This window comes from Cellvibrio sp. KY-GH-1 (assembly GCF_008806975.1).
Classification (GTDB): Bacteria; Pseudomonadota; Gammaproteobacteria; order Pseudomonadales; family Cellvibrionaceae; genus Cellvibrio.
In genome coordinates this window covers 4,037,423-4,061,221 of record NZ_CP031728.1, presented here as the reverse complement: position 1 = coordinate 4,061,221, position 23,799 = coordinate 4,037,423, and the positions used below count along the sequence as shown (strand labels likewise).

Below are 23,799 nucleotides of genomic sequence, written 5' to 3'. Positions count from 1 at the left end.
TAAAAAACGTTCAGGTTAATAATCTGTTGTTTGTTCAACGCACTGTTTAATGACGGAATGCCCAGACGGTGCAAATAAATAATGCGCCGGATATGGCCGGCCAGTAAATCAGTTTAGGCAATAAATTGTCATGGAACTGGATAAATGCAAATTTGACTTTCAGCGACAACAACACCGCGTTCAATGTGATCAACAATATCAGTACATAAGTGATTAGATAAAAATACTCCAGATACACCACTGAATTGGCCGCTAACTCGTTGCGCAATTGTACGTGCGAAATTAATGCCACGAAGAAGAGTGCCGAGCAGGAGGCGACCACACCCGCCGCATTAAAGCCGAGGAAATCTTTTTTCTCCTCATCGGTCGACATGGTAATAACGATGGCATAGAGCATAAGCACAACCACAAACAGCGGAAACAGGTGCGCCAGAAATGGATTGATAAAGTTGCGCATGATTTCCACATTGAAATACAGCTCTGGCACCACGCCTCCGGGCGCGCTGCTCGCAATCCCCAGGCGCGTGTTGTATTGGTTTTCACGCACTTCAAAATAGGAGCGGAACAGCGACCAACCAGCCAGCACAAAATCTTTTTCAATGCCGGGCAAGGAACGCGTATTTAAGCTGTTGTAGGCTTTCAGGTCAGGTACCAGGACGATATTGTCGCCGATTTTTTCATGCCAAAGCCTGATCCACACCGATTGGCGATCCAATGGAAAGCGATCCGGATTGAAATTTTCACGCAGCGTGGTTTCAAAGTACCAGCCTTTTAGGGTTTCGCCATTGACCGTTTTTTCGTAGGCCAAATTGATATTGGTTTCAATGGCTTCAGGAAAGACTGTGCCAACTTCATAGTCGGATTCCTGGCCTTCCTGATAGCGATGCCAAACATAGCCGGTAACATTCACGTTACTCGCGCTAAGGAATTCAATCGATTGAATAAATAATCCCACCGGCACATAGACAGGCGCGTCGTTGTGCGCGATCAGTGCGCGTTGGGCGTTATCGCGTTCAAATTTTTGGATTATCGCTTGATTCGCAAGGATGATGGAGTTGCCCGGTGCAACTGTGCCGTATTCCAATATCCAAATTGAAATCACCCCGGAAAATAAAATAATTGTATAAATAGCCGTATCAACCCACAGCTGTACTTTGCTGGTGCGCTTGCGTCGCAAACGCACACAACTAAATATCAACATTGCCAACACCACCACCAACACCACCCAATCAATACGATCATTGGTCGTTAATTTATGCAGTTGTTCGACACTCGCCATCGCCTGCGCGTTGTCTTTTGTAGTCGCCAAATCGGCAATGGTGGATTTGGAAATAACACTGTGCAGTTGCCATTGGGTCGCAGCAATAGGGTAGTTATGTTGCCAGGCAGGCTCGTCCGTTAATACATTCACTGTGCTTTGCGTTTTGGTATGCACAGGCGCGGGCTGGGAAAATTGCAGAATGATTTCAGCTATTCCTTTGAAGCTGTGGTATAGCTCTTTGCCTTGCGCCGATTCCAGGCTCAGATAGTTGTTATCTTTGATATCGTATTTTTCTATTTGATCGTGTAGCCACTCCAACTCGGTGTCTACAAATACCAAACCGATTTTTTGCTGCTGCGCGTTATAGATTGGCGCTGTGTAGCGAATAACATACTGACCCAGCGCCGCTTCATAAAAAGGTTCAAGCCATTGGCGTTCACGCTGCTGCGCGTGGGTATACCAGGCTTCTGGATTAGCCCGCACATCCGCTGCATCCTGATTTGCTAGATAGTCATAGAAGCTATCTAGCCGTTCAATGGCGGCTGCCTGGTTTTTTTGGCGAATGAAAGGTGCGTAAAGGCGAAACGCGGTGCCTGACGTTTCCGCGTCAAAGGCTAGGCCCAGGGCGGTAAAATCCGTGTGTCGCAAATAGTGTTCGCGCAGCGCTTTTTCGATATCGCAAGGGCTGCAACTGGCCGCGCTAATTTGTTCAGCCAACTGATCCGCTATGGACGAAATGCGCTGAATTTTTTGTGCGAGATCATTCGCCAGCGCGAGCGTTTGTTGTTCCGCCCATTGGCGTGATGCCGTTTGCTGTTGCTGATCATCCCTCACCAAAAAAGCAGCTTGCGCGAGCGCAAATAGCAAGAGTGCACCAGTCACCAGGAGCAACCCGAAATACGCAATGCGTGATTTATTATTTAACACTCGCGGCCACTCCGGATTGTTCGTGGTTGTACACTTGTGCCAACCAGACATTATTCATCATCTGTTGATCGCCGGGATTTCCGGGTAGCTGGCGTTCCAGGCGCGCCAGGCTTTGGCGCAGGGTTTCGCCCGTCACCGAACCTTGTATCGCGGCTACTGCATCCAGCAACAATTGAGTTTCCATATAGCCCTCGCGATACACCTCATTAGTGTACGCTTCGCCTGTCGCGTTCGTTGAGCCTGCAGTCATTGCGCTTTGTTCAGGCAATACCTGTGATGAGGTGAGTTGATAGCGTCCCACAACCAATTTCTTTTGCAGCGCACTGGGGCTAATAAATGACAGGCAATAGAAGCGTGTTACCGGCGATAGACGTTGGGCAAAGCGAATAAACTCCGCAGAGGGTTCCAGTGAGCCGGCCAGAATTACGGCGCGGGGTTTAACTTCAGCAGCGATAAATTCCTCTACCGCAGCACCGGTTTTTAAACTGTTGCGTTCATAGCGCATTTGGAAAATGTCCTGCTGGCAGTCGCCGCAAATTTTTTCCAATGCCTTTTGCAAAGCGGCGAGACCGGCATTGCCGAAGGAATCATTTTGCAAAAATAATCCTATGGATTTGATCGGAATACCGCGCGCGACTATGTCAGCCACTACAGCTTCCATCTCCTGGTCATAACTGGGGCGATAATTAAATACGAAGGGTGCGGGCGGGTTGAGGCGCAATAGATTTGCCCCGGTGTAAGCGCCGTAAAACACCACTTGTTTTTCATTGGCAATCTGCCAGCTTTTTTCGGCGGTGGGCGTTCCTACGTTGCCAACAATAGCAACCACCTTGTGGTCTTCAATTAATGTTTGCGTATTGCGCGCAGCAATCTGTGGATCGTAGTTATCATCTAGCACAATCAATTCAAATTGAATTCCTTGCCGGCGCCATTCCGCAGCGCAATTGGCTTCGTCAATACGCGCCCTGACACCTTGCGACATAGACAAACCCAAATACTGATTGGGCCCGCTAAGTGCGGTGCTCATTCCCAACTTCACGATTTTCGTCGCAGCAGGAAAATTATCCGCACAGGTTAGTTCACTTGCCAAAGCGCTTCCGGCCTGCAGGAAAACACTACACGCAAACGCCAGGGCTAAACGATAATTACCGGCGCTATTCCTTATCGAGTCCATGTCAGGTCCTCTCATTATCGTAAATCTCTTCATCCACTTCTTCACCGACAACCTCTGTATTTTCGCTGGTCGGTGCAGTCGCCAATTTTTGGTATTGCAGCAAATTGCGATTGGGTTTTTGCTGTTGCAATGCTTTCACCGCGTCCACACCTGCTGTAATTGCTAAACCCAACAACAGCAAACACAAAAGGCTGGAGAGATTCAACAAGGTAAAGCTCGAGTCCATCAGCAGTAGATAACCCCAAAGTACGATCGGCGGTAGAATAATTCCAACGACCGTGAGTGGGTGTTGCAACCAGCGCAACAGCATGGGTAAATCTTTACAGCGGTGCGGAAACAAATAGAAGAACGTGATTAAATAAATAAACGCCAATAGCAGCCACAAATTCAACACATAAATTAATTGCCAACGATAGGCACAGAGGGTTTCGTTCCAGAATGATTCGGTGTAACCCGGCGAAAAATGCTTGCCGATATAATCGTTAAATTCGCGGTAGTCTTTTCCATCGCTACTATTTTTATACTGCACCATGGGCCAGAAAGTACCAGCACCAAAACTTTCATGCACATAGGCCAGACGCTTTTTACGCTCATCCACACTTTGGCCCTTGTGCTCGGTGGTGGTGTCCATTAATGAGTAATCGCTAAACATCAGCGGCGCAATAATATTGCGATCTATGCCGGTGGTAACCGCATAGATTTCATCGAGTGAGGTGTAGTAGGGATCTTCCATAATTAACACCAGCATGGTGCGCACGCGGTCCTGAACTTCCACAATAGAAAGATTCTTTTCTGCCCATTCCTCAACGTTAGTCAGGGTGTCCAGATGCTCGCGATTGAAGGTACCTTCTTCGCTTAGAAATGTCGATTTGGTGAGCATGATGTTGACGTAGGTAATGTCCTTCACCGGGTGAAAGCTATTGCGCTCGTCATCCAGCTGGCGCAACTTGTCCTTCAGGCTATTAAAGAAATCGTCAAATTTTTGTTTGGCCGCCGCCGTGTTTGGGTAATTTTTAAAATAGAAGGTTACGCCATCGCCATTGCGTGGCTGGCTGGCGAGGCCCAGGCTGAGCAGCGGGCGCAAACGCGATTCCGCATCGGTGAGCGGTGTGCCCAGTAAATTGATAATGTCCGCTTGCAGGTTGCTGAAAAATATTTGCAGGGCGGCCTCATTTTCCAACTCCGGGGCGGCAGAAAATTCTTTTTCCAGAATCCAATCCACTTTGCTGCCATAGCGACGCGCTTCGCGAATAAACGCCTTTGCCGAACTGCTGTTGTCTTTCAGCAAATCCACACCCAGGCTGTTTATTTGTTGCAGCTTTCCACTATTGCCAATGGTCAAGCCAAAATACGCGGTGCGCGAGAAGGTACTGAAATCAAATTCCAGCGGCGTTTCAGTGGTTTCCCAATAGGGGAAAATGCCATAGGCCATGGTTTGTATTTCATCCGGCACACAACCGCAATCTTTACTCGCCCCCGACCAATTAATCGGTTGGTGTTTATAGGCAGGCATAGGTTCTGAATAGAGTTTATCAATGGTGGCCTTTAAGTTTTTATCGTAGTAATCATTTAACTTGCGATAGAAATTTTCAGTACAGTATTTATCGGTGAGATCGCCGGATTGGATAACACTTTGTAAATACTGTTTGATTTCCGCGATGTTAGGTTTAGCGAGCGACTTATCAATCGCATTGGATTTGTCCTGCTTGCAAATATCCGCCGCTTTGAGGATTTTATTTTTAGCCGCCATATGCAGCAGCTGACCCTCGGGGTATTCCCTATCTTTCAGGTCTTGCAATAACTCAATCACCGGTGCCGCTACTGGCCCTTGTGCAAGTGGCAATTGACTTGCGTTAATGTCCGCCGCAATCCAATAGTCCTGGCGCGCCAGGAGTTGTACTTGCAGCACTAACCGTTCCGCGTTAACCACCTCAGGCGCCGGCGCACTGGAAACCGCCTGGCTGTTCGCTGAAGCCGCGTCCTGGAGAGCGGGGGTATTTACTTGCGCGCTTGCATTTTTGTTAACGCTTGCAACCGCGGCATTAATCGCTTTGGTGAGTGCCGACAAATCAGCAAAACTTTTTTGCGGTAAAGCTTGCAGCGCCGCAAAAAGTGCATCGCTAATTCCCTGTTGGTTTAGCGTATTCAATACCTGATCGCTAAGCTCATAGCGGGTTTTGGTTTGGAATTGGGCCAGCAGTGCGTCACCCAATTGTTTGGTTTCAGCTTCAGATAATCCGGCTAATAATTTGGCTATCTCCGCCTGTGCATCCGCCCTACTCGGGAATTCTTTGCCTTTTAGCGTTTCAATCGCCTTGGCGGTAATTTTCGCGGATGCCGATGCTTCTGCCATCGCCGCAAAATCATCCTCGCGCAACACATATAATGTGTAGGGTTGGATGGGTTCCGGTGCGGCAGCGGGTTGCACTTCCGGTGCTTTTTGTTCACCTTCCAGGTAGCAGCGCACCAACGCTTGCAATTGTTCATCACTGCCGTGGGCGAGAGTTTCCTGCACATCCAGATTACAAGCGCTGTGGTGACTCGCACTCCACTGCGCAAAGGGTTTGCTAATTAAGGTCGCAGCATCGTCATTAAATGTCGCCGAGAATTTGGCAACTTCATCGGCGCGCGCAGGAAATGCGGACACTACATCGGTGTTAATATCCAACGCGAAACTTTTACAAAAGCGCTGCATCCATGACCAGGTAATTGGCCCGAGAATACCATCGTTTAGCGGTTTGCCTTTTAAGCCAGCATCGTGCTTCCAATCCGCGTCTTGATGGTAGAGCTGGTACATATCCGCTTGTACTTTGGCGATCACCGGCTTGGGATATTTTTTATAATCCATTTCATAGCCGAGGCATTTATCTTTATTAACTCGCGCCCCTTCGGGCAAACTTCCCGAAGCGTCTGATGGGGTCTGCGCACCAACGCCTGCTGCCAACAAAAACGTGGCGACAACCAGTAATTTCGCTACCGGCCCCCAACCAGGTTTGAGTGAAAAAATACGTTTGGATGAAGAAACTTTCATCATGGTCAATTAGAGCGTACGCCCCTCCTTGAGAAGTTCTTTGTTAATGCCTTGTACCAAATCGGCATGCTGGATTTTGTTGCGCTGCTGGCGTGTCGCGCGTATAGCGGCGTAACGCGCGACATTGGTCAGCGACCCGCCGGATAATTCATACTTCTCTGCCAACTGTTGCAGGTTGACGTCGTCAGCCAGGAAATTACTGTTGGGGAATAAATTTTTCAGCAAGCGCAAACGCTCCACATCATCGGGCAGCGGAAAATAAATAATCGATTGAAAGCGCCGTGCAAAGGCTTCATCGATATTGGCTTTGATGTTACTGGCCAGAATCACCACCCCGGGGAAATCCTCTATGCGTTGCAGCAAATACGAGATTTCCTGGTTGGCATGGCGGTCATTGGAGTTGCTGGTTTGGGTACGTTTGCCAAACAGTGAATCGGCTTCGTCGAAAAATAAAATCCAGTTTTTGTTTTGCGCCTGATCAAATACGCCGGCGAGATTTTTTTCTGTCTCGCCGATATATTTGGAAACCACCATCGATAGATCAATGCGATACACATCCACACCGACACTCGCGCCCAACAAGGTGGCAGTGAGTGTTTTACCGGTACCGGGTGGCCCGAAAAATAAACTGCGATAACCAGGCTTTACCGCACGCGTTAATTCCCAGCGGTTGATCAACTCCTTGCCCTGCTTGAGCCAGGTGTGCAGGTGATCAATTTCTTCCATCACATCTTGCGATAACACCAAATCATTCCAACTCAAAGGGCTGGTAATTAATTTCGCCGGAAATTCCATGCTGTAATCGGGTTTGTGTACCTGACCATGAGTGCAGCGATGCAAAGTTTCTGCACTCACAGAAATAGTCGCATTTAAAAAAGGTTCGCCCGCTGCCTGGTGCTCGAGCTTAAGCAAACCTTGTTTTAAAAAGTAATGATGCTCATCAAACAATTGCAGCGCCGCAAAGCGCCGCTCCAGATCTTGCCCTGCCAGTAAAAATACCGCTGTCTCCGCACTGGGCAAAAAACCGCTGTGGGCTTTGCCGCGCCAACCGCCAAATTCGGTATAGGCGCGGCCAGTGATTTGGCTTTGGGTGAAAAAAATATCCAATGCTTGCGGGCGCACATGGGGAATCAAACACAAAATAAATACCAGACGTTCATCAAACCCCATCTCATAGCGGCGCACCAGTTGCGCGTACTCGGAATTATCTTGCGCTAGATCCGGCGCTGCTATGCTGCGAATATCGGCGGTGGCCGCCTGAATTTCGGGCGAACCAAAATAATGGGTAAAACGCAAATTGAGCACATCGGCAAACCAATTGAGTTCGCGTTCGAGTGTTGCTGCGTTTTGTTGACTAACCGTATTAACCATTGTGTCTATTCGCTGTGTTTGTTCACTGTCGTTAAATAGTTTTGGATCTAGCCCGATAAATCAGGATTGTTCGCGCCATGACACGCGCAGTGGTCGGTCCATCCAGGCGTGTTTGATCATGGAGATATTCCAGGGCAAGCGATCCAGCAACATATCAAAGGTGCGCTCTTGCACTTTTAATCGCCAATAGTCTTCATCCAGAATCAACCAGCCCTGCCGCTGCATAAAGGTTTCGCGCAAACCTGCGACTGACGTTGAACCCAAGGCTTTCCAATGCTGGATCATGCTTTGCAGCATCTGCTCGATAACCTGTTTTTCCTGCTCAGTCACTTCAATGCCGGCGCTAATGGGCATGCTGGTGCTAATGCCGCACAATATTTTGTTCAGGGTTAATTCGTATTCCGGTGTTTCGCTTTGGCCAGTCACCATGTACTGCAATAAATGCGCAGCGCGATCGGCCGCCCCCGGGTGAATAAATTTTCCATCTTCCAATAAATTAAACATGGAAAATAAACGCGGCAAAAAGGGCGACGCCAGCACCATACCCACATTGTTCAGGTGCACTCCGGCTTCAAAATTCAACACAGGTTCTTCCGACGTATTACCGTCGTTAAGTGACATGCTTGGGCGCGCGGCAGCTACCGGTTTTAACAATGCGAGGCGACGCTCTGCTAATTGCAACAACCGTTGGCTATCACTCACACCCAGAGTTTGCGCTAATTGCTCGCAGCAAGCTTGCAGCAATTGCGCGGCGTCCATCGGGTTGGTTGAACCGAACAAACGCCCAAATACAAACTCCCAGCGCGCCTGCTTCAACAACAGCGGATCGGCACCCGGCAGCAGTAACGCAAGTGCTTCACTGGCGAGTTTTACAATTGGGTCCAAGGCTGCAAAAGGCCCAGCCTGTAAACGTTGCACAATTTGATGCAACAAATGGCCGGGCACTTGCTGGATCAATCGCTGCGCGCAGGCAGGTTCGCGCAAAATGCGTAGCCATTCCTGTGCTTGTGCCTGGCTAAAGTGCTGCAGGAGTAAATTGACATGCTGCTGCAATTGCTGCATCTGCTGCGTGGTTAGTGTTGTAGGTTCGCGCAGCAATTGCTCCAGCGTGAGTTCCGGTGTACGCAACATGTCTCCATTTCCTGATGGCTCTGTATCGGTACCCGTTGCATCCGGGAACGATTGCGCTGCATCGTGAAAATCATTGTCCCCAGGTGCAACGGCTTCCAACGACTGTTTGTCGATGGATACAGAGGTGAACGTTGGTTCGATTTTTTTAGTCGCTTGTGCAGAACTATGTTCATGCAGGATTGCATCATCGTGATGCTTGGCGGACTCGGTTTCCCGGGCGTGATGATCTGCCGCTGTGCCGCGCGCAAACGCCTCCATATCCAGCGGCAAGTCCGCCAGAAGCGCATGAATCACTTGCTGGTAGAAATAATTGGGGTCAGTCGCATCACTGCCGCTGCGACCTATGGCTTCACGCAATTCAGTGTGATGCGATGAATCGCCACCCTTTGCTGTTAACGATTGTTCAACCAGACGCTGCCAGTAATAAAGGCTCATGCGCAAACCAAACGGATCTATTCGCCCCGCACGCAGCTCCTGCACCAATTGCGCGAGTCGCTGACGAGTCTGCTGTTCAGCATCGAGACCCGCTTGTGCGGCGGGTAGTGGGCTACGCGCTGGCGCCGCATGTTGATCAACAGAATTAATCGCGTTGGCTGTTTGGTGCAGCGGTGATTGATGCTGCGCTTCGTGCATCGGTGCGCGACCAGGCGTCGTCTGCGCATCAATATCGGTTGCACTCGTCGCCATACTATCGCTGGTGGTTGTACCGGGGTTTTCAGCAGCGATTACATCCAGATCAATCAATTCGTCATCGACCAAACCAAGCAGCACCTGACGGAAAAATGTTGCCCGGTTAATCTGCGCGCTGGCCTGCTCATCAAGCGCTAATAAAAAATACTGACGAAATTCCGGTGAGAAATTCGGGCTGAGTTTTACAAAACTATCAATCAAGCGCGCCATCAAGGCTTCATGCGCCGGTAATTGCGCACGCAATTGGTGATTGTGTTTTAACTGCAAGCACCATTCAAATAATTCTTGCGCAGAGTGTTGGAGTAGCACATCAACCGCAACTGCATTGGCGGGTGCTGCGCTAATAGTTGATGCCGCATTAAAAGTTTGAGCAGCATCAGAAGTTGGAGCTGCATTATGCGTAGAAGAAACATTAAGCGTTGAAGAAACATTAGGCGTTGGCGACGCAGCCGCTCTAGCCGCAGAAACGTTTTCTGAGCCGAACGAAGATGTGGCAGAGGATGTGGCTGGAAATTTTGTCGCTGCGGCGAATGAAACGGCCGGAGTAGTTGCTACGCCCGACTCCAACAGATTGCTCCATAAAAAGCCCAACGCGGCCACCGGTAGTTGATAGGTTTGTGCGTAGTGACGAGTGAATTGCTGCACTAATTCAGCCGGTGCAATACGTGCTGAGTCGTCTGATTGTGAGGCGTTTGGAGCTAGTCCATTTGATTCGGCACCTGTTAGCGCTGCAGTAAAAATTGTGTCCGCCGATGCAGAAGAAGAGCCAAACACTAGCGCGGAAATAATGGCGTAGGCTTCGCGCAGCCAGGCTTCTGTTGTGGCTGCTTGCGCCTTGCCACCGGGTGCAATCCCGCCGACTGCTCCAACACCATCCGGTTGATGTCCCAATTCTTGCACAGAACCCATTGGGTTACTGTTATCGCTAATGGAATCTATTTGTAAACTAATGGCCTCCTGGCGCAATTGCGCGGAGGCGTTGACTATTTTTTCCAGCAGCGCTTGGTAAGCGGGGGCAATTAACACCAGTAACCGTTGAATGCTCGTTACCGTTAATCTGGGCAACAGCTGTTGGCGAATACTGGCAATGGCCCAGTAGCGGCGCAGCGCTGTGATAATTTCAGGTCCGCTCACCGCAATAATCTGCGGCCAGAGGTTTTCCAGCTCTCGTGCAGAAGCCTGCGCAAATGCCCCATGGATTTTTTTCAGCAACAACTTAGTTGTTGACGCATCGTTATTTAACGGATTGGTATTTTCGGAGCCAGGCGCTTTTACCTCGGGCATCTGGAATTCGGCAAGCAATAAATTGTCAGCTATTGAATCCGCCGGTGGATTATTTAATTCAAGGCTCTCTAATGCGGGCTTGTCTAATGCGAGCTTGTCTAATACGGGAGCGCTGGATGCAAGACGATCTGACGCCGCATGTTGTGTGGCAGAAGCCTGGGCCACAAATTCGGTTGCATCCGAATCGATGAAATTACTGTTAGACGCGTGCGCATCGCTCTGTAATATTTGTTGCCATTGCCGATGTAATTCGCGCGCGGGTATCTCGCGTTGGGCTGCGACATGAAAAACCAATTCGCTGAAAAATTTTGCTAGCGACGGCACTGCAATGGGTTCAGCACTATCATCCACTGATCCAGTGAAAATCAAGCTGGCCATAATTTCATAAAGGTGCCGCTGCCATTCGCGCACTGGCGCTCCCGGACGCTGCCCGTGCATTTCATCAACAGGGTTTGTCGATTCCAGCTGCTCAATAACCGCCAGATAATTGTGCGCGCGCTGGGCAATACTTTGCAGCAGGGGGGCCAGATCCGGCGCCAGCAACCGCAACAGTGCGTGGAGTAATGGCACGGGTAATTTTAATACCAATTGCTGCCGCAGTTCGGCATTCACCAAATAGTGTTTTAATCCGCTAATTAATATTTGGGCGTGCTGCGCTTGCCAGTGGTTCCAGTGATTTTCCAGTTGCACCGCATCACCGCGAATTAGTGCCTGTGCCAATTGCTGTTGTACCGTTAGTGATTGCGCTGACGCCGTTTGTTCTTGCCGGGATTGCACTGGCGATGATTGCGCATCTGAGGGTGAATCCGGCATGGTGCTGGAACCCAATGGCGGAGCCAATGTAACCCGAGCAGCGGGTTGCTCGTTGTAGTTGGTTGCTAAAGACGTGGCGGTATTATTCGAGTCCGGGTTTTCCTGCAAGAGAACATTTAATTGCGTTTGCAATTGCAACCAGCTCGCTGGCGCATTGGAGCTGGCAAACGCTGTTTTCGCCCAGCTGGCGTTTTGCACGGTTTGGATAAACGCGTGAGCTTGCAGCGGCGCTAACTCACGCCACTCGTGCATCACCGATTGCAACCATCGTGCAGGTGCAAGCTCAGGCTGGGCCAAAGCAAGTTGCAAAATACATTGCCAGAGGGTCTGCACTTGTTCAGCGGATGTGTGTGCCGCAGAAGTCTGCCAAATATCCAGCAATGCCAACGCGATATCCAGCTGCTGCGGTGCCAACTGACGCAACAACTCGGTTCTATGACGCTCGGAAAATTGTTTAATCAAGCGCGCAATTAATTCACCGCGATTGGGCAATGCGCGCAATCCTGTGGCTATGTGTTGCTCTGCCAGCAGCGACTCCAGTAATTGCTGATGCAGCCCGGAAAATTTTGCCGGCGCTATATCCGAATGAATACGCAATTGCTGCGCCGTGAGTTGCCCCGTACGCAAATAGTCCAGCAGGAGCGTTAACGCAGCGCCGCTTTCAGTCACCCGGTTAACAACCAGGTTCTCGCGTTGCTCAGTGTGCAAGGGCAGGCTTTGTGCCTTAATCAATTGCGTTAACTTCTGGACTAATTGTTCGCGAATAATTTGGCGGTAATCACTCGCGGGTAAATGACCGAAATCAAATACCAATTGTTCAAAGCGAATTATTTGCTCGCCCGGGGCATAAAACGAAAAAAGCTCATCCAATGCCGGCAATAATTCATCGCTTAACCAACGCGCTATAGTCGCCCGTTCACGCTGCTCCAATTGCCTGCTGCCAAACACCAGGTCCACCGCAATGTCATCAATGCAGTGATGGGTTTGACGAAAGGCTGCGCTGGGCAGTTGGCGGGCCTGCATGACTTAAATCCAGTAGGCCGACGATGGCTGGTGTTGCTCCAACCATTGGCGTACCCGTGTGGCCGCCTGATCCAAATCTGCGCTGCAACCAGGTTGATCGCTGCGCATGTGCTCCTGCTCATAGGTGTGTAGCGCATCCAGCCAGGGCTTATAGAGTTTTTCGAACGCCTGCATCTCTTCCAGACTCAGCCAGTAGACCTGGGGGAATAAATGCGCGGGTAAAAAGTTGGCAATGGTTTTTTCCGCGAACTGGCGAAATGCGGGATTGGCAAATCGCGCAGTCCACTTGGGAAAAATAAAACTCAAACGGCAGTGATAGAACGCATCGCCCGGGCGCACATAATCTTCCACTCGTTCATCTTTGGGTGCGGTGCGCGGGCGCAATAACAAATGTTCCAGTAAGTAAAAACCTTCGCTATTGGTATTAACATCGGTGATTATTTTTTTGAATTTGTGCACATAGTCGCGCGCCTGCTTGCGCTCGGGAAACTCCTTAAGCAAGGTCCATAATTGTTTCGGGCGCGAAAAAAAATACACGCGCGTGGCCCGCTCGCTGGAATCCAGGCAATAAGCGTTGATGTTGGTACCTTCGCGAATCATCGCCGGGCTCAGGCTCAGGGCTTTGTTGGCGGGCGTATAACTCCAGCGGCGAATTTTTTGCTGTTCTTTGTCGGTTAGTTGCGGCACACCACTCACACCGCTGGCCGGCGGTTCGCCGCGTTTACACAACAACTCATCGCCCAGTAGCTGGATATTATGCTGCGCAAAACTTTCGCCCAGTGCCACCAGGCTATCCAATTGCTGGATACCCAATAAGATATTAATTTTTTTATGCAGGCTGCTGATGTTGGACGATTGCCAATGAACTTGACCAGTATCAAAGGCGCCACCGCGATTTTGGCTAATGTCTGCTAAATGCAGGAGCATGCGAATTTTATTATCGATGGCCCAGTAGTGCGGTTGTTCCTGGTGGTAGTAATTGAAATGCAACAGGGCTTCCTGGGAAAATTCTTCGCCATAGAGCGCCAAGAGCGTATCCAACGCGCGACTTTTGCGCTCAAACGCCGGGTCATAGCGCCCCTGAATATTTTCAATCGTGGTCAGGCTGGTATCGGCGTCCTTGTACAGCGCGGTAAAATTGGGAATTGCATGATTATCCAGGTACTGCGCAAAATAACTGTGGTTAGGTACTTCACCCAGGCTAAATAATTGTTGCCAATGTTGTAGTAGCGCCAGCATATTCGCGAGCAATTGCTCAAACGGATACAAGTAGGCCTTAAGTTGTTTTGCTGCCTGTTTGCGCGCGGGCGTTTCACTCGCCGGCATACCGGCGGAATTGATACCGTAAATGTTGGGAAAGTGATGCTGGATAGAATAATAATCCGCCGCATGCTTTTGCCGCCCTTGCGGCAACACTACAAATTGTGCCGTATCGGTTTTGTTGTTGCGAAATGCGCGGTATTCAAATTCCAGTTTTTGCAAAGCGCGCCGCGTTTCATCCATGAGTTGTACCAGGTTTTCATCGCGCCCTTTAATCACGTCCCTGGCATCGGTTGTTTTACCGGGATTGAAATCGATCTTCAGCCAGCTTTGCTGATCCAATTGCTGCGGGAATTTCAGGAAGAAGGATTGCTCCATGAGCGCATCGCCATCGAGCGTGAGGCCATCCGCATTGACCAACTCAAGGTGATACACTTTTTTAACGCCATCAATTGCAGAAATAATTCCGGTGAGCTCGTCCAGCGCTTTACCGGGATGACTTTCATTTAAGCCTTCACTATCGATGTAACCGTGGTGGGTCAGGGGGCCAGTAAAAATGCTGTCCAGACTGTCCTGTAGCGCCAGGGCTTCGTAGCGCTTCACGCGCACATTGGACGAAATTTTACGCGCGACCTGAAAAAATACATCGGCGTAAATGTCCGCACTCGCGCGCGTACCTTTGGTTTCGATGACGCCTTTTAAAAAACAAGCGCTGCTACGCTCGATGCGAATGCGATAAATATCTTCACCCAGGTTGCGATTCTGCTGAAATACACGCAACACTTTTGTACGGATTGCCGCGCGGTAGTCATCGGTATATTCCGGGCCGATCAAAGGCTGCAAAAGCTTGAGGGAAATGTCGTAGAGACAGGCACCGTAGTTGCCAGGCTCATCGACGGTAGTGACACGCAGCGCGTCAATTTCCGGCACTTCATCCAAAATGCGTTTGCAATAATCCTCTGCGGTTACTGGCCGGGTGGGAAAAATCTCCTGGGGTTTATAAAGCGCATACTGATGCAAATCTATCTGGCCGCGCTCATTGGCAAGGTAATCGGCGATAGGTGATTTCGCCTGAAACGCTAATTCGGTCAAGCCATAACACAATTGTTCCAGCGCGGTGACGCCTGGGTCATGCAGGTTGTAGTCAGTCCAAATATCACCGGCAAGCTGCTGCGCATGCTCAATGCCCTGGCTGCGTAAGCTGGCAAAATCCAGCTCATCTGCGCCCGGCACCAAACGTTTGATGCTCTGTTTCTTGAGCAGATCCGGCAGGCTCATGACACAGTTTCCCGCCGTGCGTTGGTATCTTCTGTATTAGTTTGCGCCGCAGAATCGGTGGGCACAAATAATTGACTGTGCAATTGCTGATGCAAACTTTCGATCAAACCGCTGACGCGATTGTAAGGCAATTCGCCCAAGGCTTTTATGCACACACTGAAATCGGTTTTGGTCAGCGTAAATAACTGCGCGCGATGTTTATCGGCATCCGGTTGGTAAAATTGCTGCGCCTGCTGGTTGAGCGAACCTATTACTTCAAATACTTTTTTAAACGGCTGCTCCATCAGTGCTTCCAACACCAGGCCGCTCTGCTCCAAGGTTAAATAAATTTGCAAATCAGCTGTGGGTAAGGTTTGCATGGCAATTACTCCGGTGCGCGATTGCTATTCATCATTAATGGATCAAACCACTGACGGGAAAGGTGGTAGTGAATCCAGATATCCTTGCCGTAGGAACATTGGCTGCGCAGCTGCAACTTGTAATGAAATTGCCCGAGTTCCGGCGCCGCCAGCCAGCGCAATTCCAGGCGATTGCATTTATTGCCAAAAAACGCGTGCTGGGTTTCGATGCTGCCTTTGCCATTAAACGCATTCATGGCGCGCGCATGGATCAATGCGTATTTGCCATCTGAATCCTGACCGCCTACCCCGGCGACCACTTCAAACACTTCGCAGCCGGTTAGCGGGCTGGTGATATCGTGCCATTCGCCATCGGCCGGAACCGGAAATTCACCCGCTTTACCTACGCGGCCGCTCGCTGCCACTGTGCCTTCAACATCCAGTGTGTACTGTGGATTTTCTTTGTTAATGCCCACCGCCACACGCAGCGAATTAGTATTTTCCAGCGCGCTGTGACTGTACAAACTAATCACGTGCGGTGCTGCCGGTGTGCCTATGTGTAGCTGGTTGTCGCCATTGCCCAGTTCCATAAACCACTGCGGGCTTTCAACCGCAATATTTTTATAAAAACTCAGCAGTCGCCCCGAGCCCATGAGCTGCGAAATTTTTAAGCCGTCGCGGCTGGTTTTATCAAAACCTTCCTCGAGGATATTCACCATGGAATCGATTAAATTGGAAAAGTCCTGTTCCGAGGGCATTTTGCCGCGTCTGAATTTATTTTTAAGCGCGTTTCTATCGAGCTTTTCCATAATGCAATCCGTCAGTTACTCAGGGTTGTTGGCAACAATCTGTTTGGCTATTCAGAAATAATAAAGGTACTGCCCACTTCCAGTTCATCCACACCGGTGCGCTCCGCTTTAATCTGGTTGTGCAAATCCGTGGTCAACAAATAGTGTTGGCTGATTGGCACAGCGGTGCTCCAGTAATAGGTGGGTTTAAAAGTGTGGTTAATTTCACCCGGCTGCGCATTGGCCGCCGTGTCGTTCAGCAAAAATAAACCGTCGCTGCGCGGGGCAATGCGCAGGAGTGAAAAATCGGTTACGTGGTCTATGTAATCCAGATTCTGGATAAAAGATTTAATTTCCTGCTCGCTCAGGCTCCAGCCAAAGTGCACATAATTACCTTCCGCTGACCAGGGCGATAAATAATCGCACAGCGCCTGATTTAATAAATTCTGGTGACGCCCAGCGTGCAGGCCTTTGCGAAAGTGCACCGCGCAGCGCACCTGAATTTGTTCGTAGAGAGGGTTTTCCACCGCAATTTTTACTGCCTCAGGCGCGAGCGCTTGCACGAATTCGCGCATCGCTAAAATGCTGTGGCCGTCGAAATAGGGCTGATAGTTGTGTGCATCATTGGGGTCCGGGTGGGGCACCACAATAATTAAAATATGGCCAGGACAAATCGGCTCGTCCGCATCGGCGCGCAGGTTGGCAAAACATTTCACTTTGTAAACTTGCGGGAATGCTTCCAGAATCAGCATTTCATAATCGAGCGGGGCAAGTGCGCGATTTTTATGGCGCAAGCGTTCGCTCATGCGCCGGCGCAAATGCGCTTCACTTTCTGCCGGCACACCGCCAAAGGAATTGCTGATTTGAATTACGCCGTTAATTCCAGCGATAGTTTGCCGCGGGCGCTTAATGGAATCGGCGGCCAACTGCATGGGCTGCGCGGCCGGTGGATGATCGCCCGCCACCCAGCTGGCTTTTACGGCTTGCGCGTAGACAGAAAAAATTTCACTAAAATGCGCAAGGCAATAATCGGCAGTAATTTTCAGCCAAAACAGATCGCCCGGCATAATGGTGTTGCCGCGCGTCATTTTTTCCGGCATCAATAGCGACACTATGCCCGAGGTCATAAAGCCCTGGGTGGAATCACTGAGGATGTTGCGCACATCCATAGGGCGCCACTGGTTTTCACTCAGGTAATGCCAGCTGATCAAATCACTCGCCGAACGCAACACACTTTTGTTGTCCTGATTCAGGCTTGCCAGTTTCGCATCATCAATGGGTAGCGAATTATTTTTTAAATGAAATAGTAAACTCAATTGTTGGATATCACTCGCGTCTATACCGATAAACAGCGAGCCGGCTTGCGCGTATTGCGGTAAAAAATACAGCCGCGCATGACGCAGGGGCGAGATCATTTCCCAGCCGAGCGGATGCAAATGAAAGTATTGTTCTTTGCTCAGCGCGTTTTCGGCACGGCTGGTGTCGGCCAGGGTAATCACCGAATGCGCTGAATAATTCAGGCGAATGCTGTTAATTTCGGGCGTGTAGGGCAAATTGGGTACAGGTCGCGCAAAACGCGGATGTTTTACGCGCGTGTTGTGGGTCAGCACTTCCGCCAACAAGTTGGTGTACTCGCGCTGGCCAAATGCGCCAATGGGGCCTTGTAAGGTGAATTTAAATAAACCGTTGCGCAGCAGTGGCGAGTAGACGAAGCTGCGTTGCTTTTCGGTTATTACATCCTGACTCGCAAAAGGAATAGCACTGTTCGCCGAGAGATTGTGTTCTGCTTTTAAATAAGCACTGCCATTTTTCACTTGCAACGAAAACAATGGAAAGGTCTGGGGCGCTGATTGCCAGCGACCATCGGCCAACACACTGGCATTTACCACGAATTGATTATTGTCGCGCGCGATTAAATAGCCTTCGTACCAACGCGAAAATCCGTTAACGACGCCGGGCAAACCACTCCATTCAATATCCAGATTCCAGTCGAGCAATTGTTTGCTGCGCGTCTCTTCGTGGCCTACCACAAAATAGGAACCAATTTCCGGCATGGGACCAAACGGCTGAAAGGGCGAGAGCGGTGAAAGTTGGCCAATATTATTGTGCAACAACAGATCGCTACAGCCGCTCACATCCACACGAATACGCACTTCGCGCAGCACCAGCTGACGTACTATGTCGTAAGGATATTGCAAATAGTTTTCGCGCAGTGTGCAGCGCAAAACCGGTAAAATGGTGGTGAGCTGGTCGCCATGAATGCTCGCGTTATAGGGTGCAACCGCCGGTGCATTTTCTGGCAGGGCAAACTCCAGGCGCACGCTGTTGGCTTTCACCTGTGCATCTGTTGCCTGATAGGCAGGTTTGTATTCTGGAATTTCCAGCCAACCATCCGCCGTGGTTAAACTGATTTGAAACATTTTGCTGAAGTAGGCAAAAAATTTCGCTTTGTCATCGGCAATGGAATCTTTGATGTTGGGCAAGTGACGCAGAATATTCGCGAGCTTGCTCCAGGGCTGGGCGCGCAAGCTTTCAAACACCAGATCAATGGTAATATTCCGCTGGCCTTCGCGCAGCAATAGTACCTGGCTCGCCACCGCAAACCCAAGGCGCGCCGCTTGCGCAAAATCCCCGGTGCGGCCATCACCGCTGATGTCGATACGCGGTTCGCCTAAAAATGGTTGGGCGATAAATTTATCGCGCTGCTTTTTGTCTGCGCGTGGTTCAGCGCTGATCTGATTCAACCAGCCACCATCCGCCAGCTTGACCAGATTGCGTTTGGTAACACCTGCCGTTTTGCCTGACTCCAGGGCATTATTCTCAGCAGTTGCCTGCAGCGATTCACGCTCGCTCAAAATCGTTTTGGAGCGCAAATCCAAATTAACGCGCGGAAAAAATAAACTGTACAGGGATTTGACTTCGGCATCGGTGACTAATGTGTCTTCATCACTGGTGTAAACAATATCGCGACTGGCGCTGTCGATGCCGGCAAAAAATTCAGTGCCTTTGGGTAGCGGAATATAGCGTTCGCGTACGCCCGGCCCCATCACCAAATATACTGAATCCGATTGGGCCGGGCGCGCCCGGGCTTGCAACACCTGGTTAAAATAAAAATCAATAAAGTTGAGCGTAAACTGATTAACCCGGTGTTGCAGCTGTTGATACAAACGCGCAAACACCACGCGCAATGCCAGCGCCGGGTCGTGGTTCTGGCTGTGCATGGAAGGCGATAGATGCGTGCGCGCGCCAGCCTGCGCCATATTCACTGCTTTCAGCAGTGAGGCGTAAATGGAGCGCAATGCCATTTCATCCAACCCCTGTTTCGGCTCAGCCCATTGGCCGGCTTCATCCACCATCAACTGCACAAAGGGTTCAGATAAATTACGCGATTGTTTAATGCGTTCGGGCATAGCACCGTAGATGCGCACAAACTCGCGCGCTAAGCCGCGAATCACACTTTCCAGCAAACCGTGCATGGCCTCGCCTGCGGGGCTTTGGGCATGGCGCAATAAATTCCACCAGCGATCAATTAAACAGGCCAGGCCGGAAACGGAAGCAGGGTTCTTTGCTTCAGTTACTATCCATTCAAGCTCACCCAATTCCTGATGGAGGCGCGCTTTAAATTGTTGTTCCAGCGCATGGGTATTTACCGCCAGTATTTGCGCCATGACAATAATTTCATCGCGCGCAAATAACACCGGGTCAATTTCATCGGTGGGAAAATCCACGCCGGGCATTTGCACCAGACGCGCATAGTCCTGCATTTGGGTCAGCAGTTCTTCCAGGCTCATTTCGTCCACGTTGAAATAGCCCCGGCGCAACGCCGGCAAATCGCGGCGCTGCTGACTCATGCCATCGCGGACATGCAGCTGCAGGGCAGGCTTGTTGGCGGGTTGTAACTCTGCCATCAGTGGCCTCTATGTGCCGGAGTAAATTTCATAGTGCGACTACTAGTGTTCCTTGCGTTTTCCTTGATTGAATGTCTTGTTTAAACAAGCGGACCGGGCAAATATTGCTAGATTGAAACGTTGCTGGCTTCGTAGATATAAAATGGATACACCAAGTTGTAGCGGTTGTTGGTGGAGCGCACTCGATAAGCGATGTTCAGTTGTACTTTTCCTTCCAGATAATCGTCATCGTTAATGTCGATATTTTCCACCGTCACACGCGGCTCAAAAAACAAAATCGCTTTTTCTACCAGGTCGCGCATAACGGCAAAACTGCTTTCATCGAGATTGTCGAATACATGGGCTTTCAAACCACATCCGTAGGCCGGCTGCATTACCCGCTCGCCGGGGGAGGTGGATAATAAAATCCACAAGCTTTCATAAATATCCTGCTCGGCCGATACCGTGACCAAACCATTGCTGGTAAACGCCGGCGGAAAACTCCAGCCAGTTCCGAGAAACGATTTTGAGTGCATAAGTTGTCCTCAATCATTCACTTGGTGCGAAGCGAAGAACAATGCTTAATCCAAAACTCGCCGTAAATACCCTTCGGGGCCTGCCCGCAATAAATTGCGGTCGTTCCGTGTGCGCAAAATATATTTTGCTATTTGCACACTACACCCCTGTAGGCTCGAATCGGCATCCATGCCTCATACGGTTTTGTATTAACCATTGTTCTTCGCTTTAGAGATTTTCATCAACCACCAATAATTACTGTCGGCATTCCCAATACAATATTGCCGCCATGCGCGGTGCTATCACCCATGCGCGCAGCGGGTCGACCGGCGATCAACACTGTCGCAGAGCCTTTTACAATTGAATCCGGCGGCCCAACGCACACACACATATCGCCCACCACTGCCGCCGGCAAACTGCCAATCAATACATTGGGCACACAGGGGCCGCTAATTGGCCCGCCCACATGGGGTACCGGCCCGGTGAACATAGGGCAGGCGTGCATGTCGGTAATTCGCGCTGCTGGTGGCATAATTTTTTTCCGCAAAAAATAATTTAGTTAATCATCACCAAGGCACCCTTGATGGTGGTTTGCCCTGCTGCTGACACTTCCGCCGTCGCACTGCCTTTCGCGGTAAAACCAATATTGGCGGTGGCGGTAATATTTAAACCGGTTTGCTTGATATCCATTTGCGACGTAGCCTCTATATTGCCCGTCGCATTAAGCACAATTTTCCCCTGCGCCTTGAGCGTAATATCTTTGGGACTATCGAGCGTGATGCCGGCGGTATCCAGGGTGACTTTGTTGCTATTTTGATCCTGCAATAAAATCGATTTACCGTCATCGCTAATTACAATTTGGTTGTTCGCCGGCGTGATGATGGTGATGATTTTTTTCTCTTCATTGAATTCCACTTTCATATTGGTGCGCGTCACCAACGCCTTGGTGTTGTTCGCCGCTTCCGGTTCATAGGCGGGTTTGTTTTTGCTGGAATACAAACTGCCGAGTATTACCGGGTGCGAGGGATCGCCATTAAAAAATCCCAACACCACTTCGTCGCCAATTTCAGGGAGAAAAAATGCACCAAACGTATTGGATGAATAAAAATTCGCTAACCGCGCCCAAAAGCCATCGGTGGCTGCACTCATCTCCGGAATAGAAACCTGAATGCGGTATTGGCTTTCCGGGTCTGCATCCAACTTCATCACTGTGCCGACATGCAAACCGTTGATGCCCGCATTCAAGCCAGCGGCGAGCGGTGCTTCCAATTCATTGGCCTCGGTAAACCAATTGGGCGACATACCAAATTCAGTGCGGGTAATCCAATTGCCATCTGCAACGCGGTGATGCACGCCGCTGACAAATGCGCTGCCATTAAAGCGATCGCCAACACCCGCTAATTCAATAATTACACCGGGCTTTGCCAGCGCACTGCCTTGGAAACTGACGTAACCGCGAATGCGCGCCAAACCGGATTTTAATTGTTGGGCCTTGGCCCAGGAGGTGAGCAAACTGCTGTCTTGCGGGATAGTACTTTGCAGACGGAAATCACTCACCGCTAATACGCTGGCAAGTGTGGCCGAGGTGATATTGCCCTGTTCATTCAGCGCTTCCGGTGCAGCGGTTTGCTGCAGCAATGCCTGACTCGCCAGATCCCAACCATTGCTGGTGACATTGCTGTACTGATGGCGCGCATCCAATTCGGCATTAAATTCGATTAAATCCATACCATAGGTAACGGTCAGTACGGCAGCGCTGGTGACGGCGGGTGGAGCAACCGTTACGGTGCCCGCATCGAGCGTAACCAGCATGCCATTCGCTTCGGCACGCGCGAGCATAAAATCCCAATCGCTGCTGTAAAATTGCACCAGCTCTTTATGTTGAAACGTGGTCGCGGTAACAGTGGCCGTAAGGCCGGCATTGCCAATCAGGGTGGTGATAATATCGCTGTCTTTTTTATCGATATAATTGGCGTTTTTGCGCCCCACTGTCATAGCCAGCGCTTTGTCTTTGCATTCCACTACCAAACGCGCATCATTTTTGCCGGAAATTTTTACCGAGTGCTTAATAATAATGCCGGAAAAAATATCGGTCACTGTCTGGTCATAACCCAACTGGATTTTTATGGTGGCGCCCGGCACAAAAGTGGCGCTGTCACTGTTGGGAAATTTTGCCTCTGGCATATCGCCATCGTTTAACACCAGCGTCGCGGTGTTAATGCGATTCACCCAGGCGCTAATATCGATCGAAATAATTTCAATGCTGGTGGAAAGCGCCGTGCCATTCACCAAAATCGTGAAGCTGACTACACCGCTGGCATCTGTTAAGGGAGAGACGGCCATCATTACACCAGCGGAGGAAAACGCAGCAGCTGACCAGGAACCAGCGCGCGAAAATTGCGGAGATGATTAAATTCGGCAACGGCCAGGTAATAGCTGCTGTCTTTATAAATGCGATGACACAGCAGTGGTAGGGTATCGCCCGCTTTGACTTCCACGAGGTGCGTGAGATCCGGCGATTCCATACTCGCCGAACGAAATACTTCTTCGTTAGTGGTGAAGGCCGAAAATTTTAACGTGATACGTGCGCGTAACGGCTCACCGCTGGGCTTAAACAAGGTGTATTTAACATCGAGCGATTCGAGGCGCGCTTTGAACAACATTGGCCCCCAGCACACTTCCACAACCGGCGGCTCATGTTCGGTGCCGTCGTACTTGTACGCCACTTTGCGCAAGAGCGCGACCTGCTGCAATACGCTGGTGCTGGTGCCGGGCACTACGCCAGTACCGTCCAACACCATTTCTTTAAATTCCACGCGATCGGGTTTGGTGCGCGCGTATTTCTTTTCGCCGCCCGCGCCACCTTGCGCTTTGTTGTCGGCGTACTCGATGTAGGAGAAATGCGTGTATTCCTCCGGATTGATCAGCGCTTCAAACGGCGTATCGCCATTCACCGTTGCTACGCCATTGCTCACGTCGCACGGTGAAATTTTTAATTTGGTTTTGGTACCGGATGACACTGGCATG

The 23,799-nt window shown here is 50.2% G+C and carries 13 protein-coding genes; all 13 read right to left on the bottom strand.

Annotated features, from left to right (window positions below; all coding sequences use genetic code 11):
* Positions 1-46 precede the first annotated feature (46 nt).
* Entirely contained in the window at positions 47-2,188 is a 2,142-nt protein-coding gene (locus D0C16_RS17130; protein ID WP_151033480.1) for a hypothetical protein, read from the bottom strand.
* On the bottom strand, positions 2,178-3,362 hold the full coding sequence (locus D0C16_RS17125; protein ID WP_191968530.1) for an ABC transporter substrate-binding protein: 1,185 nt from the start codon (positions 3,360-3,362) through the stop codon (positions 2,178-2,180). Before D0C16_RS17125 ends, D0C16_RS17130 begins: the two co-directional genes overlap by 11 nt.
* 1 nt (position 3,363) lies before the next feature.
* Complete coding sequence (locus D0C16_RS17120) at positions 3,364-6,396, bottom strand: hypothetical protein (protein WP_151033478.1); 3,033 nt, start codon at positions 6,394-6,396, stop codon at positions 3,364-3,366.
* A 6-nt stretch (positions 6,397-6,402) separates the two neighbouring features.
* Positions 6,403-7,764, bottom strand: coding sequence for an ATP-binding protein (locus D0C16_RS17115; protein WP_151033477.1), 1,362 nt, complete (start codon positions 7,762-7,764; stop codon positions 6,403-6,405).
* Between the two features lie 60 nt (positions 7,765-7,824).
* Positions 7,825-12,705: a contractile injection system tape measure protein gene (locus D0C16_RS17110; protein ID WP_151033476.1), complete on the bottom strand. Its 4,881-nt coding sequence runs from the start codon at positions 12,703-12,705 to the stop codon at positions 7,825-7,827.
* A 3-nt stretch (positions 12,706-12,708) separates the two neighbouring features.
* Positions 12,709-15,243, bottom strand: coding sequence for a hypothetical protein (locus D0C16_RS17105; protein ID WP_151033475.1), 2,535 nt, complete (start codon positions 15,241-15,243; stop codon positions 12,709-12,711).
* Entirely contained in the window at positions 15,240-15,602 is a 363-nt protein-coding gene (locus D0C16_RS17100; protein WP_151033474.1) for a hypothetical protein, read from the bottom strand. The genes D0C16_RS17105 and D0C16_RS17100 overlap by 4 nt, the downstream gene beginning before the upstream one ends.
* A 5-nt stretch (positions 15,603-15,607) precedes the next feature.
* Positions 15,608-16,390, bottom strand: a complete 783-nt coding sequence (locus tag D0C16_RS17095) for a hypothetical protein (protein ID WP_151033473.1) — start codon at positions 16,388-16,390, stop codon at positions 15,608-15,610.
* A gap of 47 nt (positions 16,391-16,437) precedes the next feature.
* On the bottom strand, positions 16,438-20,277 hold the full coding sequence (locus tag D0C16_RS17090) for a baseplate J/gp47 family protein (RefSeq protein ID WP_151033472.1): 3,840 nt from the start codon (positions 20,275-20,277) through the stop codon (positions 16,438-16,440).
* A 107-nt stretch (positions 20,278-20,384) separates the two neighbouring features.
* Positions 20,385-20,792, bottom strand: coding sequence for a GPW/gp25 family protein (locus D0C16_RS17085; protein WP_151033471.1), 408 nt, complete (start codon positions 20,790-20,792; stop codon positions 20,385-20,387).
* A 221-nt stretch (positions 20,793-21,013) separates the two neighbouring features.
* On the bottom strand, positions 21,014-21,304 hold the full coding sequence (locus D0C16_RS17080) for a PAAR domain-containing protein (RefSeq protein WP_151033470.1): 291 nt from the start codon (positions 21,302-21,304) through the stop codon (positions 21,014-21,016).
* A 23-nt stretch (positions 21,305-21,327) separates the two neighbouring features.
* Positions 21,328-23,118, bottom strand: a complete 1,791-nt coding sequence (gene vgrG, locus D0C16_RS17075; RefSeq protein WP_225318731.1) for a type VI secretion system tip protein VgrG — start codon at positions 23,116-23,118, stop codon at positions 21,328-21,330.
* Positions 23,118-23,798, bottom strand: coding sequence for a peptidoglycan-binding protein (locus tag D0C16_RS17070; RefSeq protein ID WP_151033469.1), 681 nt, complete (start codon positions 23,796-23,798; stop codon positions 23,118-23,120). Before D0C16_RS17070 ends, vgrG begins: the two co-directional genes overlap by 1 nt.
* Position 23,799: the final 1 nt, after the last annotated feature.

What these genes read in the sequence shown, in the direction of transcription:
- D0C16_RS17080 (WP_151033470.1), bottom strand. Translation starts at nt 21,304, where the DNA reads ATGCCACCAGCAGCGCGAATTACCGACATGCACGCCTGCCCTATGTTC.
- D0C16_RS17085 (WP_151033471.1), bottom strand. Translation starts at nt 20,792, where the DNA reads ATGCACTCAAAATCGTTTCTCGGAACTGGCTGGAGTTTTCCGCCGGCG.
- vgrG (WP_225318731.1), bottom strand. Translation starts at nt 23,118, where the DNA reads ATGATGGCCGTCTCTCCCTTAACAGATGCCAGCGGTGTAGTCAGCTTC.
- D0C16_RS17115 (WP_151033477.1), bottom strand. Translation starts at nt 7,764, where the DNA reads ATGGTTAATACGGTTAGTCAACAAAACGCAGCAACACTCGAACGCGAA.
- D0C16_RS17105 (WP_151033475.1), bottom strand. Translation starts at nt 15,243, where the DNA reads ATGAGCCTGCCGGATCTGCTCAAGAAACAGAGCATCAAACGTTTGGTG.
- D0C16_RS17120 (WP_151033478.1), bottom strand. Translation starts at nt 6,396, where the DNA reads ATGATGAAAGTTTCTTCATCCAAACGTATTTTTTCACTCAAACCTGGT.
- D0C16_RS17100 (WP_151033474.1), bottom strand. Translation starts at nt 15,602, where the DNA reads ATGCAAACCTTACCCACAGCTGATTTGCAAATTTATTTAACCTTGGAG.
- D0C16_RS17110 (WP_151033476.1), bottom strand. Translation starts at nt 12,705, where the DNA reads ATGCAGGCCCGCCAACTGCCCAGCGCAGCCTTTCGTCAAACCCATCAC.
- D0C16_RS17070 (WP_151033469.1), bottom strand. Translation starts at nt 23,798, where the DNA reads ATGCCAGTGTCATCCGGTACCAAAACCAAATTAAAAATTTCACCGTGC.
- D0C16_RS17095 (WP_151033473.1), bottom strand. Translation starts at nt 16,390, where the DNA reads ATGGAAAAGCTCGATAGAAACGCGCTTAAAAATAAATTCAGACGCGGC.
- D0C16_RS17125 (WP_191968530.1), bottom strand. Translation starts at nt 3,362, where the DNA reads ATGGACTCGATAAGGAATAGCGCCGGTAATTATCGTTTAGCCCTGGCG.
- D0C16_RS17090 (WP_151033472.1), bottom strand. Translation starts at nt 20,277, where the DNA reads ATGGCAGAGTTACAACCCGCCAACAAGCCTGCCCTGCAGCTGCATGTC.